Source organism: Melioribacteraceae bacterium (assembly GCA_030584085.1).
GTDB lineage: Bacteria > Bacteroidota > Ignavibacteria > Ignavibacteriales > Melioribacteraceae > SURF-28.
Map to the genome: position 1 here is coordinate 2,935,903 of CP129490.1, position 15,602 is coordinate 2,951,504.

11 protein-coding genes are annotated in these 15,602 nt (G+C 35.3%); 1 reads left to right on the forward strand and 10 read right to left on the reverse strand.

Going from position 1 to position 15,602, the window contains the following annotated elements; all coding sequences use genetic code 11:
- Positions 1-74: 74 nt before the first annotated feature.
- From QY331_13375 to QY331_13385, 3 genes are all read right to left on the reverse strand, one after another.
- On the reverse strand, positions 75-1,070 hold the full coding sequence (locus QY331_13375; GenBank protein ID WKZ68945.1) for an aldo/keto reductase: 996 nt from the start codon (positions 1,068-1,070) through the stop codon (positions 75-77).
- 333 nt (positions 1,071-1,403) lie between these two features.
- Positions 1,404-2,324, reverse strand: a complete 921-nt coding sequence (locus tag QY331_13380; protein ID WKZ68946.1) for a glycyl-radical enzyme activating protein — start codon at positions 2,322-2,324, stop codon at positions 1,404-1,406.
- 33 nt (positions 2,325-2,357) lie between these two features.
- Positions 2,358-4,589, reverse strand: a complete 2,232-nt coding sequence (locus QY331_13385; protein ID WKZ68947.1) for a pyruvate formate lyase family protein — start codon at positions 4,587-4,589, stop codon at positions 2,358-2,360.
- 118 nt (positions 4,590-4,707) lie between these two features.
- On the opposite strand from QY331_13385, the gene QY331_13390 reads away from it, so the two are divergent.
- Positions 4,708-5,568, forward strand: coding sequence for an AraC family transcriptional regulator (locus QY331_13390; protein ID WKZ68948.1), 861 nt, complete (start codon positions 4,708-4,710; stop codon positions 5,566-5,568).
- A 34-nt stretch (positions 5,569-5,602) separates the two neighbouring features.
- Here QY331_13390 and QY331_13395 read toward each other — a convergent pair whose 3' ends face one another.
- From QY331_13395 to QY331_13425, 7 genes are all read right to left on the reverse strand, one after another.
- Positions 5,603-6,592 carry a Gfo/Idh/MocA family oxidoreductase gene (locus QY331_13395; GenBank protein WKZ68949.1) on the reverse strand — a complete coding sequence of 330 codons (990 nt, stop codon included), beginning with the start codon at positions 6,590-6,592 and terminating at the stop codon, positions 5,603-5,605.
- Positions 6,589-8,799: a GH92 family glycosyl hydrolase gene (locus QY331_13400; GenBank protein ID WKZ68950.1), complete on the reverse strand. Its 2,211-nt coding sequence runs from the start codon at positions 8,797-8,799 to the stop codon at positions 6,589-6,591. The genes QY331_13395 and QY331_13400 overlap by 4 nt, the downstream gene beginning before the upstream one ends.
- Before the next feature lie 190 nt (positions 8,800-8,989).
- Positions 8,990-9,658, reverse strand: coding sequence for a PHP domain-containing protein (locus tag QY331_13405; GenBank protein ID WKZ68951.1), 669 nt, complete (start codon positions 9,656-9,658; stop codon positions 8,990-8,992).
- Between the two features lie 23 nt (positions 9,659-9,681).
- Positions 9,682-9,966 carry a putative quinol monooxygenase gene (locus tag QY331_13410; GenBank protein WKZ68952.1) on the reverse strand — a complete coding sequence of 95 codons (285 nt, stop codon included), beginning with the start codon at positions 9,964-9,966 and terminating at the stop codon, positions 9,682-9,684.
- A gap of 19 nt (positions 9,967-9,985) precedes the next feature.
- A complete protein-coding gene (locus QY331_13415) occupies positions 9,986-11,236 on the reverse strand; it encodes a tagaturonate epimerase family protein (GenBank protein WKZ68953.1) in 1,251 nt (416 codons plus the stop codon).
- Positions 11,237-11,239: 3 nt separating this feature from the next.
- Positions 11,240-12,361 (reverse strand): phytase, encoded by a 1,122-nt coding sequence (locus QY331_13420; protein ID WKZ68954.1) that lies wholly within the window; start codon positions 12,359-12,361, stop codon positions 11,240-11,242.
- Positions 12,362-12,563: 202 nt separating this feature from the next.
- Positions 12,564-15,368 (reverse strand): TonB-dependent receptor, encoded by a 2,805-nt coding sequence (locus tag QY331_13425; protein ID WKZ68955.1) that lies wholly within the window; start codon positions 15,366-15,368, stop codon positions 12,564-12,566.
- Positions 15,369-15,602 lie beyond the last annotated feature (234 nt).

The following is a 15,602-nucleotide window of genomic DNA, read 5'->3' on the forward strand; positions in this document are numbered from 1 at the left end:
ATTTATAATGCTGAAACTATTGATAGAAAAAATATGCTCCTCAGTGTGCTGTAAATTAACTCGATTAGGTTAAATTATCCCCTATTATCATAGTCAGGCTGAGGCTTATTATCCAATACATCATCAATTTTTTTCATCACCTCATCGGTTAGTTTTTCAACTGCCCTAAGAGCTTTCATGTTTTGTTTTACTTGATCTGCATTTGATGCGCCGGTTATGACTGTACTTACATTTGGGTTTTTTAAACACCATGCGATCGCTAGTTCGGGCATGGTTACACCAATTTCTTTTGCAATTGGAATTAAATCCTTCACTTTCGCATTACGTTTTTTTCCATCTTCATTTAGTATCCAATCTCTTAACCATTCATACCCCTTAAGATTGAGTCTACTTCCTTCGGGAATTCCATCAACATATTTTCCGGTTAATAAGCCACTTGCAAGGGGACTCCAGATTGTTGTTCCTAAACCAACTTCATTGTAAAGTGGAAGATATTCCTTTTCAATTTTTTCTCTTCTGAACATATTGTATTCCGGTTGTTCCATAAGTGGTGGAATTAAGTGTTCACGTCTTGCAATTCCGTATGCTTCCATAATTTGTTGAGCTGTCCATTCGCTCGTTCCCCAATAGAATGCTTTACCTTGATTAATAATATGGTTCATTGCTCTAACGGTTTCTTCAATCGGTGTGTGAATATCAGGACGATGGCAAAATATTAAGTCAACGTAATCTACTTGCATTCTTTTTAATGCTGCATCAGTTCCTTCAATTATATGCTTACGTGAAAGACCTTTATCATTTGGACCTTCGCCTCCCCAAAATATTTTTGTTGATAAGACTAAATCACTTCTTTTCCATCCCGTTTTCTTTAATACTTTTCCCATCAGTATTTCCGATTGACCGTTTGCATAAACTTCGGCGTTATCAAAAAAGTTTACGCCCGCGTCGTAGGCTTCTTTCATACATTTGTATGCAACATCTTCACCTATTTGATCGTGAAATGTAACCCATGAACCGAATGATAAAGCTGATACTTTTAATCCTGATTTACCTAAATAACGATACTCCATTAAACCTCCGCTTATAATGACATATTTATAATTATGAATTTTTGTTGAACCCCGTTGGGGTTCTTTTTTTAAAATTACATTTTTCTATTCATGTTGAACTCCTTCGGAGTTCCTATTAATTCACGATGGTTCTGAACATTGAATTCCTTTGAAGTTCATGCAAAATTTTGATGTAATTTCAGATTCAAATTTGCTTGGATTCTATTCACATTCATCTCAATCGGAGTTCTTTAAAGATGGTTTAATATAAATCCCGGAGGGATTTAACATGAATAGACAACAAGGCGAAAAAATAAAAACAACTAAAAGGGTTAAACGTTTTTAATCATTTAACTATCCTATTGAAACATTATTAACATTCAACTCGTTCAATTTCTGCAACCATTCTTTTTTCATCTTTTCAGTTGCATTTTCAATATGATAATATTCGTTATCTCTTCCAACTTTTGCGGCTTTATCCCTCCCAATATCGTGATAAGCCATAAGCTCGACAGAAACTAAATTTGGAAGCTGAAAAACCAACTCGGCAATTCCTTCAAAATGATCATCTCTGTCATTCACACTTGGAATAATCGGGCAACGAAGAATTATATTTGCTCCATTATCATGAAGTGTTTTTAAATTATCAATGATAACTTTTCTGTCAACTCCGGTGAACTCGTTGTGTTTTACCGGATCGGTTTCTTTGTAATCGTAAAGAAACAAATCGACTAAATGAACTATATCGAGATAGCGATTTTTTGGTGCGAAGCCGCAAGTTTCAAGTACGGTATGTATTCCGTTTAACTTTGCAAGCTGAAGCAGATCTCTTGTGAACGAGAACTGATTCATCGGTTCACCGCCGGAAATTGTTAAGCCGCCGCCTGAGTTATTGTAATACTCTTTATCGCGCAAAACTAATTCAAGAGTTTCGTTAATGGAATTTTCTTTACCAATAATTTTTAACGCATCGTTGGGACAAACAGAAATACATTCCCCGGATAATTCACACAACGAGAAATTTACTTTATGTTGTTCATCTTCAATGTAGTGTGTTCCGGTTGGACAAACTTCAACGCACTTGAAACAGTTCATGCATTTATCCACAGAAAATGATAACTGCGGTTTTGATATTTGTGTTTCTGGATTATGACACCATTTACAGTTAAGCGGGCATCCTTTTAAAAAAACAGTTGTGCGAATTCCCGGTCCGTCATGAAGCGAGAATCTTTGTATATCGGAAACAAGTCCTGTATGATGATTTTGTAATTTCATTGATTAACCGCCAAGGCGCTGAGACGCAAAGAATTAATAAAGTGTTCTACTTAAAATATCTTTTTGTACGTCAGGGGAAAGTTCAATAAATCTTGCGCTGAAACCACCGACTCTTACAAATAAGTGTTGATATTTTTCCGGTTCTTTTATTGCGTTCTCGAGATCATTTCTATTTACGACCGTAATCATTGCCTGTTGGCCGCCTTTTTCAAAATATGTTTTTAGTAGAGCTTTCAATTCTTCTCTGTTTTCAGTAAACATTTTTTTGCTGAATTTCATATTCTGCACGGCACCAGCATGTATTGATGTATCCGGTTTTGTTATCGAATTCAACATTGCGGTTACTCCTTCTTTGTCGCTGCCGCCCGAAGGTGCATTGCCGTTGTTCATGTATGTACCGGATAACCTGCCGTCTGCTGATGCTGAAGTGGAGTGACCCATTAACGTATTAGCCGAGTTATTAATTATAACTACTAGGTATGAATCCAAGTTAACTTTGTGCTTTTGATCTCTCACATAATTGCAAACGTGTTCGTGAACCTTAACGAGCATTGAATCGGCTTCGTCATTATCGTTGCCGTATTTGGGTTGTTGCAATAATTCCTTTCTAAGATTGTCGTAGCCATCAAAATTATTGTCGAGTGCATTTAGCAATTCTTCTTGAGTAATTTTCTTTTGTTCGTAGACTAATTTTTTAATCGCCGTTAAGCTGTCGGCTGTGTTTGTATTTCCATATGTTTCAAGCGTTCCGCCCAAATAGCGAATTCCTCCTTCGAACAAACCTTTACCTTTTTCTAAACAATCGTCGTATAAAATACTTGCAAAAAGAAAAGGAGCAAATTCACCGGCAATTTTATATTCGATTACTTCCTGTTGAGCCATTAAATCGACAAAGAATTCAACCTGTTTTTTATATGCATTCCATAAATCATCGAAAGTTTCAAAATCGTTAAACTCGCCGAGTTGTAATCCGATAACTTCGCCGGTTATAGGATCGATACCGTTATGAAGAGTTACTTCGAGAGCTTTCAATAAGTTTATTACTCCGCTTGGTGTTCCGAACGATTGATGTTCTAAAATATATTCACCACATCCATAAGGGACATACTGTTCAGCTTTGAGTGGTGTGAATTCAAACGCTTTTACAACTGACGGAATATTAACTTCATCATTATACAAAATCGGATAAGTTCTTCCTTCACCTATTACATCGAGTGCTTTTTCATAAATACGTTCATTCATTCCGTTATAAATTCTTAACGAAAGCTGCGGCTCAACTTCCAATACAGTTCTACTCGCTTCAAGTGCAAGCAATGCAAACTCATCTGCATTCTTTTCGTTTCTTCTTCCCTTTCCACCGATTATTATTCGTCCATGAACAACAGTATTTCTATCCGCCATTAACTGCCATAGTGATTGAAGGAATCGCAATGCTTCATCTTTTGTCAATACACCGTTTTGCAAATCATTAGCCAGAAAGTCACCGAAATAAACATCCATTCTTCCATGATTGCGTATATCACTTATCAATGAGTAAAGCCAAAAAAGTTGTATAGCTTCACGAAGTGTTTTCGGTTTACTTTGGGTTATTAAATCAAGTGTATTGGCAATTTTTATAAGCTCGTTTTTCCACTTCTTATCATTAGTTTCTTCAACAAAATATCTTGCTTGTGCGGCATAATGCTTTGCGACCTTAATCAACACATCAATTGCAAGTAAAGCTCCTTCATAGAATTCTTTCTTGCCGGGTTCGGCATTAACAAGTTTAGCTTTAATTTCTTTCTGTAATCCCGGTATTCCGAGTGTTACTAATTTTTCGTTATCAATATTTCCGCCGGTTAAGCGGTAAAGAGGGAATGCAATTCCGGAAGCATTCATCCAATCATCGTTAGGCAGCCATTTTTTCATTTCATCGGGATACGCTTCACGAAGTTTGTTCGAAGTATCTTCCTTCTCCCAAAATTTCATCATCTCTTGGATTTCTTTTTCTTCCTCGGGAGAATAATTGAATTCACTTAAATATTTTTCGAACTCTTCAAACCGGCAGTAGTAACCAAATGCAGTAGGTCCCCATTCATCAATGCTGAATCCAACTAAACCGTGATCAATTCTACCGGCGAAAAGATCCTTCTTTTTTATCTCGGCAAAATAATCCGGGTATTGTGCATCGAGACATTTTGCTTCTCTAATTGCCGGATGATCGTTTTGATATTTTCTGTATATCTCGGTAAATTTTAGTTCGGTTTGGAAATCTTTCTTTTTCATAAATATTGATATTTGGTTAACAATTATTATATTAAACAGTAGATAAATACAAAGATATACAAGCATTATCTTGTTTTAGAATGATTAATTAATTGTATTATATTGATTTTTACGAGATATGAGTCCAATTAAAATATATACCGAAGAAATCCTCGATCCGCAGACAGAAATTCATTATGCGTTTCACAAATCATTAAAAGATATTACGGTTAAACACACACACGATTTTTATGAAATATTTTTAATTGCAAAAGGAAAGGTTAAACACATCATTAATGATAACGAGCAAGTGCTTGATGAAGGTACGATGATTTTTATGAGACCAAATGATATTCATTTTTATCAAAGACATGAAAAAGATGAAGTCGAGTTGATAAATTTAGCTTTCCCTAAAAAAACTATTGCCGAGTTATTTTATTATTTGGGAGAAGGTTTTGAAGCAGAACGATTACTTGAAAGCAAACTTCCTCCGTCGACAATTTTATCTTCGACCGAAAAAACAATTTTAAAGGGAAGGTTTGAAAAACTTCAGTTAATTCCTCTTACTAAAAAAGCTGAAATTAGAACTGCTTTGAGAATTTTATTAGCTGAGATAATGACAAACTATTTCTCAAAAAGTTTTTGGATACAAAGAAGTGCCGTTCCAAAATGGTTGGAAGAAACTCGTTCAGAAATGCAGCAGAAAGAGAGATTCGTAAGCGGATTCGAATCTATGGTTGAAATTTCACATAGATCAAAAGAACATCTTTGTAGGGAATTCAAAAAACATTACCATCAAACACCGACTGAATACATTAACGATCTTCGATTAAACTACAGCGCTAACTTACTAATGACAACTGACGAAAGCATACCATACATCTCAATTGAATGCGGGTTCGAAAATTTGAGCCACTATTACCATCTATTTAAAAAGAAATACAACTTATCGCCGGGTGATTTTAGAAAGCAGCACAGAAAGAATGTTATACCTGCGTAGAATGATTTATAATATTAATAGATAATTCCAATTCTCAAAAGTTAACCTTCTTTTTATTCTCGGCAGAATTCAACGCACCCAAAACAATTTCCATATCACGGTAAGCTTCTTTAAATGAATAATCTACTTTGGTTCCCTTGACAATGGCGTTGTAAAAATCATTGAACTCCGCATCATAACCATGCCCGTCGGTTAAATCTTCAGTTTTATCTTTCTTGCCCTCCTGTTTAAGTGTCAAAACATTTGTGTTGATTTCGATGCTACCCTTACTACCGAAAATCAAAAATTTGTCTTCCCAATGACCGTTTACGGAAAAGTAGAGATTATACAAACCGATAATTCCGTTTATTAATTCGAACTGAAAGACTGTTGTATCAAACGTACCAATTTTAGGGTTGACTGATTTAATTAACGCATTGCCGGATTTGAAATCACCCAGCATCATTCTTATTGCAGCAACATTGTGAACGCCGGCATCAAGCAAAAATCCACCGGGATGTACGTGTTTCTGTCTCCACTTGGTTGACCAATAATCTTTATCAGTCGTTACATGATAAAATAAATTCCAATTCACGGCATACGGTTTACCTATCATCCCGTTTTCAATGTATACTTTTGCTTTATGAAATACTTTCCTGTATCGAAAATTTTCAGCAACCAATTTGATAACATCATATTTTAGGTCGAGTTTTAATAATGCTTTGGCTTCCTTCAAATCACCCGCAAGCGGCTTTTCAAGTATAACATGCTTTCCTGCTTTAATAGAATCCCGAGCCACTTTAAAATTCAAATGAATCGGCAATGTTATATCAACTGCTTCAACATCTTTTTGTTTTAGCAATTCTTTATAATCGAGATAATACGGAACACCACCTAACAACTTTGCAAATTCTTTTGCTTTCTTTTCGGTATGATTGCAAACAGCAACAATTTCAAATTTATTTTTCAGTTTTTGCAATGCCGGTAAGTGTAAATTCTTTGCAGCCAAACCGGTCCCGATTATTCCTAGTTTTACTTTTCTCATTTCTCTTCTCCATTGGGGATAATGAATATCAATTCCCCACCTCTAGTTAATTCGCTGTGCTTTATAAAATTTGAGTCAACTTTTTCGCCATTAAAAATAACTTCTCTTTTGTTTCCGCTTTTCTTCTTAATTATCAATTCATTTCCACTATAGTAATTTTGATCAAGCCGAATTTTTATTTCATCAAATAATGGCTGATTCAAAACGTATTCATCCGAACCCGGGCAAACCGGATAGAATCCCAATGCAGAAAATACAAACCAACCGGAGATTGTCCCGCAATCATCGTTGCCGGGTAATCCGTTTTCATCTATTCCAAATTCTGAGTTCATAATTTCTTCTACTAATTTAGTTGTATGCTGTGAATAGTTATCGGTGTACTTAAATAAATATGGATAAAAAATATCCGGCTCATTGTTGATTGTAAACTGACCGTTGTCGAATGACTCCAAAAGTTTTTCAGCAAACTCATTTTGGCTTCCGAATAATTCAATCAGACCATAAACATCGTGCGGCACGAACCATGTATAATTCCAAGCATTGCCTTCAACGTAACCAGGTCCGCCGGAGCCAACCCAATCTCCCGAACCTTCTGTTGCAAGCTGATCAAACGGCTCCTTCCATCTACCGTTTATTAATTTCGGTCTCAGGAATTTAGTTTCAGGATCGAACAACTTTTTGTAGCTAAGTGATCGTTGGTAAAATTTATTTTTAGTTTCTGTATCATTTAGTAAACCAGCTAATTGAGAAATTGTCCAGTCTGCATAATTATATTCTAAAGTAGTTGATACAGGTCCCCACGCCCACCATTCATCTTCCATGTTTTGATCGAAAGGTATGTAGCCGTATTCCAATATATAATGATAAGCTGCCCGCACAGGCGGTGCTTTTTTATTTGTATCTAGTGTTACTGGTTTAAGAATTGCTTCGTATGCTTTCTTGATATCAAAATTGCGAATACCTTTTACATAGCTGTCAACAATAACCGGAACAGCAGGATCACCAACCATCATGTATGTTTCGTTGCCGATCAGTTCCCATTTTGGCAGATAACCTTGTTCATCATACATGTCTATCATTGTCCTAATCATATCTGATTGTTGCTTAGGATAAGCCAATGTTAAAAACGGGTGAAGTGTTCTGTAAGTATCCCACAATGAATAAACTGAATATCTGTTTCGATCGGAATAATTTTTAACTTTATGTTCATTCATAGTAGGATAATCACCATTGAAATCACTTATGATATTCGGATGAATCAACATATGATATAAAGCAGAGTAAAATTTCATCTTGTTAGTTTTGTCTGAATCTTTGACAATTATTTTACTTAATATTTGGTTCCATTTATCTTTTGCATAATTAACTACTTCATCAAAATCCCAATGAATAATTTCCTTTAGCAAATTCTCCTTTGCGTTTTCTTTGTTTGTATATGATATGCCGGTTTTAATGATCAACGGATTATCAGGCAGTATTTTTAATCGTATTGAACAAAGAAGTGGTTTGTCCTTTACAGAATACTTTGTTTCATCTATTAAAGTATCGTCTTGATGAATAGACATTTTCTCAGCTTCATAATTAATAACCGAATAGAAATAAACATTTTTTCGATTCTCCTCACCGCAGAAACCACCACTGATGTTATATCCTGTAATCTCTCTATTAGATAAAATTTCAATTTCACCGCCACCCACTAAACTTAAATTTCTTCCGGTATCAATTAACAAATTAATTTCAGTTTCTTCTTCAGAAGTAAATTTAATTATGCCATTTCTTTCCGTCGCTGAAACTTCTGCTTTGATTTTATTTTCATTCAAGTAAAGAGAATAATAACCCGGTGAGGCAATCTCATTACTGTAAATAGTTTTATAATTCTCCGGCTCGGTTGAACTTGTTTTGCTGACTGTCACAACGATATTCCCGAGTTCGGAGCAGCCTGTTCCACTTAAATGTGTATGACCGAATCCGTAAAAATATTTTTCACCATATATGTAACCTGATGGAACACCAGTTGAATTGTGCGGACTTACACTCACCATTCCCCAAGGGACAACCGCTCCCGGATATGTGTTGCCGCCGTTTGAAGTTCCGATAAATGGATTAATGAGATCATTTATTTCATGCTTCGTCTGTGAAGCTAAAACACTTATATAAAGAAATATATATAGTGCTATTCTTAAGGTTGGTTTAATTGAATGTGTCAAAGAATATCCCTGGTTAATGTTAAATATAATTTCATATAAGCTAATTCAATATAGTGTTTTGTCAAATCCATTTCTCGAATTTATAAAACTATATACTTCATTAGAGAAGGAGAGAATGATTGTTGGATTGTTATAAAATATTTGCGTGAAAAGATTAAAGTAATCTCTTAGTTTGGAAGAGATTTACAAACTAAAAGTAGTTGTTCTCAGATAAGTATTGAAATCCAATCCTTCGTAATTCCTTTATTTCGTTTAAAATGTGTGCATCACTATTTACATAAATTCTTTTAATATTTTGCAGCATTAAATCTAAATTCTGCAAATTCGTTTTCTTGTAAACTAGATTAGCACAGTTAATTTCCATCGGTAGATCATACTTATTACATAATTCAATAATTGGGATAATGTCTATGTTTTTTTCAAAATATTTTGAGCATGGGTGACCTAGAAATGAAATTTTATCGTGATGAAGTTCAATTGCATTTAGATAAGCTTCTGTTATTTTCGCCGGATCTCCACTGTAAACCGGTGCAGGATGGGAAGAAAGAATTATTACTTCGGGAGTAAAGCCTTGAATATCAATACAAATTTCTCCTTCTTCGTTTAACAGATCACCTTCTACGCCAAAAGTTACTTCTACATTGTTGTGAATATTCTTCCAACGTTCGATCATGTTGTAATAATTTTTCTTTACAAACTTTCGTCTATCTTGATGAGCCTGGCAATGATCGGTTATAGCAATTTTCTCCAAACCTATTTCCCCGGCAAACTTTACAATTTCGTCAACCGTGTTCATTCCATCAGAAAAATTAAACGAATGAATATGATAATCTTCATTACCGGGATTAATGATTTCCATTTCTTTTCTCTTCAAATATTCCGCTAAACTATTGCTGTCAGTTTGTGAACTTCCAATTCAAACATGCCTTCAATTCCTTTAAAGGTATTCTTAAATCGGTCTGTTTCCATATGTGCTTTAAGGTCCTCGTCGGTTTCCCAATTTTCGTATAGCAATATAATATCCGGATTATCGTTATCAAGATAAAAAGTGTAATCGACACATCCTTTTTCATTCCTTGTTGGTTCAACAAGACCAAGTAATTCGTTCTTAACTTTCTCGGGTTGTGTTATAAGTTTGAATTTTGCTATGATTGTTATGTAAGGCATAAAGTTTCCTAATTATGAACTATAGAGGGAAAACACGTTTAATGTGTCTTTCAAAAATATTTTCTTCAACATTTTCCGCAATTACATCTTTGTATTTATTTAACGCATTGAAGTATCTGCCGCCAAATTCGGCAGCTATTTTATAACTAACGTGTAGCAGTTGACGAAAATGTTTATTGTAATTGTTGTTAGATAAATCATGCCGCAATGTTTGAGCGAACTTTTCACCTTCCCAACTATTTACTTCATCAGCGGAAGGAAGTTTATCCGGATCAATATCAATTACAGTTTTATACGGTCCGGACAGTTCCTCAAATCGGGCTAATGCTTTTTTGTAAACATCTTTGGCGATTTGTAAACCTTCATCTCCCGCAGATGCTAATCCAATTAATTCTTCCAACCACGTTGTACCTGCAGTTTTTATATGTAGTCCGGCATCGTATTCTTTTATTGCTTCTTTAATTGGATTGTAAATCGAAAACTTATCACTTCCCGAATGAACACTGAGTTTTAATTTTTTAGGCAGTTCAAAGATGTCCACAGCTTTTGCTATTACCATTAAATCAAGTTCAAATTCTTTTTTGAACCTTTCTACATCTCCCACATAATCAACACCCTTATTGAATCTGCCGGAAAATTTTGGAGCAATTGTTTGCACCGGAATTTTTTCTGAAGCGATTGCAGACAAAATAAAAAATAATTCGGACGGACTTTGAGGTTCATCGGTTTCATCCATTGATACTTCGGTCACGAATTCCTCTTCGCCTTTTAGTTCCTTAATTTTTCTGTAGATTTTCCCAGCTTGTTTAACTGCAGTTAGATATTTTTTACCTGCATTTTCAATTGTCTTTTCTGTTACGATAATTTTAAGTGAAGTAGTAGGTAAATCTAATTCTCCAATAAATTTTTTATTATCGTATAGAAATTTTTCTAAATCATCTGTTTCAGGTGAGATGCCGATCGAATCAGCAACATCAATTGTATAAAAATCGGATGATTCTATAAACAGTTCCACCGTGTCCATTCCAATATGATCGGCATCTACAAAATAATTGTCTTTCCATTCCAAATTTTTAACGGCTGCATCTGCTTTCAACCTTGTATTCGATGGTTGACTGTGAATTATTTGGTGCTCTCTATATGATTTATTCCACACAGGAGTGATATCAACTCCTAATTCTTTCGCTTTGATAATTGCACTTAGTTGTGCTTCAGCTTGATGACCGAATCGATCACCAATTCCCATCGAATATTTGCCAAGGTTTTTCATTTTTTATAACCCGTAATTTTCTGTGCTTAATACGTTTTTGCCAATTATATCTTCCCAATTATAGATTTGGAAGGTTTTATCATCAGACATCGCAACAAACATTCCGTTCGGAAATTTTGGTCCAAGATTAACATTTGTTACTTCAGAACCATCACTGTTATTTGTCATTGTATTGACAATTTTAATGAGTTTATGTTTATGCGGATTTGCAGGTACATTGTCTTCAGGGTCTTCGGGATCAACTATTGCCGGTGTTCCTTCTCTTAAATAAATTCTAAATCGGTTTGCCGATTGATCAGAGACTAGAATATAGCCTGTTCCCTCTCCGGTCGGGTAAATACATATTCCTTCATTATCTTCCCAATAATCTCTCGTATCAATTATGCCGAGTTCTATATCGGCATCAGGAGCAGAAGGATCGGCATTATATTTCCTAACTCCGAATTGTTCATCAGAATAATAGACATAACCTAATTGGTCATCAACCGCAATAGCTTCAACTTCTTTTATTCCGCTGAAATTACCGAAACGTCTTACTTCCTCGCCAATTACACTTCCGTTTCCGTCATCTTTAAGAAGAAACTGCCACAAATAGTTTTCAGAGGGACCTTCTTTGGGACTGACAATTGCAAATATGGCTCCGTCACCAGGTCTTTTATAGAGACTAATACCCATGGGTGCAACTAGGCCTTCTGCTTTTATTCCTCCGTTGTCAATTGCTATCATATCAGGCAGACTGAAAACTCTAATTTTATTATCATATCTTTCAGATAGTACTGCTATATCAATCTCTTTACCGTCCAACATAAATCCGTATTCAACATCCACGTTATTAGGACGGTTTATATTTCTTACTGTTTTTTCTTCTATAACATTTCCATCCAAATCGAAGACATACAATGCTCCGTCCTCGTCCTTATCTGTTCCTAATATTAAGCTTTTAGAAAAATCATTCGGATTGATCCAAATAGCCGGGTCATCGGTATCCCACTTAACAGTATCCGTAACTGCAACCGGCTCAATTACATCACTACATTCTTGAGGAGGGTTACTGCATCCTATTAGCAATAACAGAATTATACTTATCATAAATAAAACTAGTCTGTTGTTAGTAGATTTCATCATATTATTTCCTCTTTGATAGTTTATAGAATATCGCAAAACTGATGCTAAATGACTTTTTTAGTAAATAACTTGAATTTTCTTTTGTATAGACAAATATACAAATAAAATTTAATAAGTAAAATAGAAACTGTGTTTGATCCAACAAAAATACAGCGCTTCCGAGGAAACGCTGCATTAACCACACAAAGGAAGGGATGAAATTTTACATATTATATTTGAAACCGGCCTGCAGCCACCATGAATAATATTCACGTTGAATTGGTCTGTTCTCATTGCCCAGATAAAAATTAAGGGGAGCATTATTAAGATTTACCAATTGTAAATAGGCATTAAAACCACTGAAAATTTCTTGGTTTGCAGAGAAGTCAAATTGGATATGATCTTTGTAATAAATATCATGTTCGGAATCTTCACCAACTTCAGAAATAAAACTGTCTTGATAGTTTAGACTGATTTGTGCCGTGAAACCAGATTTCTGATAACTTAAAGCTAAGTTGGCAGTACTTCCGGCCTGACCGGGTAATGTAGCGTTTTCTCTTCCTGGCATATCTGCTGTTGATTTAGTATATGTGTAGTTTGCATAGATTCCAAACCCATCAAGAAAACCCGGTAAGAAACTTAGTTGTTGTTGCCAATTAATTTCAAATCCGAGGATTGTAGCCGGTTCTGCATCTTCAGGCTGCCAAGGCTGAATAATTTCATAACCGTCATAAATTCCACCTTCTTGTTCTATTACGGTTGGATATATAGCATCTTCTAATATCTTATAAAAAACTCCACCGGATACAACACCGATACCTGAGAAGTAATGTTCTGCTAGTAAATCAAATCCGTATGCTGTAGTCGGTACTAGATCTGCATTACCTCTTTCAATTTCTTCATCTTCATGCAATACGATGCTGAAAGGAACCATATGTTCGTAATGCGGTCTAGCTAAACCACTTGTAAACGCAGCACGTAAATTAGTTCTATCCGAAATTGTATATTTTAGATGAACTGACGGTAGGATATGATTATGAGATTTGTCTGCAGATACTTTATTTGTTTCTACATAATCACCCTCATCATCAAAAATAACTTCATTGCCTGTGTAGGATGTTGTAGATATTTCATCTCTAATACCGGCAAGAATCATAAGATTATCAAAGTTTATTGTAGTCATCAAATAAAATGCATAGATATCTTCGGTGGCATCGTACGTAGCTGCATCGGAGTCTTCCCTGCTTAATTCTCCTACAAGATCCCCATCCTTATTTTTATTGAAAAAACTCTCAACTTTATCGACATCAACAAGAGGACCGAAATTATAATTTCCATCAAGTAAATCCGATACATTGCCACTTGTAAATTGGCTCTTTAATATATCATCGTCGCCATCCCATTCATAGACCCAAATATTCTCTTTACGATCTTTGTTCTTCATCGATACTTTACTTCCAAGCTTGAATTCAGCTTGGTTGCCAAAGAAACTATATGGAACCTTGAAATTTACCGAACCGATAATATCAGTATTGGTCGAAAGGTTGTCGTGAAATTCCATTTCATCTAGAACAAAATTGGAAGCATCTAGGTAGTAATCTTTATCAAAATTAGTGAAGGTGAATTTAGGATTATCTACATCGGATAGATTCCATGTCAAATCCGGTGTTTCATCCATTTCAAACTTAGGCTCAAAATGACGATCTTCTTTTTCTTGAGCATAGTTATAAGACATAGAGTAATCAAGCGTTAAACCACCGAAATGATTTTCACCCCTAAACATGATGCTGTAAAGTGTTGCGTTTTGATCTCTTGCTTTCATTTCGTGAACTATCTCTGCTTCAGTTGCATCGGTTGCCGAAAGAAAACCATCGGGCTCGACAATCAATTCATTTCTACTTTCTATATCCAAATAATCATTATAAATTGCTCTAAGTGAATATGAATTATTGTTGTCGGGTCTATAATCTAAACTGGTTGAAAAACCCATTCTGTCACGTCTTAGATCATAATTCCTTAATGAAAGATTTTCTAATGCCCACGGGATTTCATTTTCATCAGGATCTTCAACATTTCCCCATTCCATTTCATTATTATGAGAACCGCGATCAGATCTTAAATAGCTTGCACCAACCATAATTCCGAAATCATTGTTTGCGCCAAATCTTGTTCCGTAATTAAAATTACCTTGATAAAGTCCTTTACCGGAAATGTCTGCATATCCACCACCTACGGTAGCATTTAGCACTGGTTTTTCATAATCGAGTGCACTTTTAGTAACTAAATTTACGGCTCCGCCAATAGCATTACCATCCATATCCGGTGTTAAAGCTTTCACTACTTCAATTGTAGCCAGTTGATTTGCGGGTATAATATCCATTTGAGTAGTTCGCTCACCGCCTTCAGGTGATGGGATATCTTCACCGTTGACTTTCATTGCATTCATTTGTGGTGATGTACCTCTAATTTGAACATATCGTCCTTCACCTTGATCACGTTGAACTGATACACCCGGCAATCTTTGCAAAGCTTCGGCAGCGTTGATATCCGGGAATTTCTCAATCCCTTCTTCGGAAATAACGTTCTTGATATTGTCGGCTGTTTTCTGAATACTAAGTGCTTTTGTTTGACCTTGGGCAAGACCAAAAATTGTGACTTCCTCCATTTTAACATCACTAGCTTTGATGCCCATATCTTGATTGAGTGTATGACCTTCAGGAACTGACACACTTGTTGTGTCATTATCATAACCTATATAACTCACAATCAATTTATAATCTCCTGGTGGGATATTAGCGATTCTGTAAATTCCGCTAATGTTTGTGGCAGCGCCGTATGTCGTTCCTTCCAAACGAACATTAGCACCGGGTAAATACTCTTTTGAAGCTAAATCAAAAACGCGTCCGGTAATTTGCCCTCTTTTCTGAGCCGAAGTTGTGTTTGGTAGAAATAACACGGCAGCTAACACACAGTAAATAAGGATTGAAAGGGTGCTTTTCCGAAATACCTTGGAAAAAATTTTTTCCATTTCCATCTCCTGTTAGTAATTAATTAAGCAATTAATTAAAACTACTGTTACTTGTTTTCCTCCTTGTACTTACGCACATTAAAAAGTTTATAGATATTTATTAACAATGAATGAATATCTAATACTACTGCCGTAATTTTTTGTCATTGCAATTTTCTACTATTAGCAACCTATTTAGTGGGATTAATAGATTGGCTTACCTTTGAATCAATAACATCAACCATGGCAAATAAC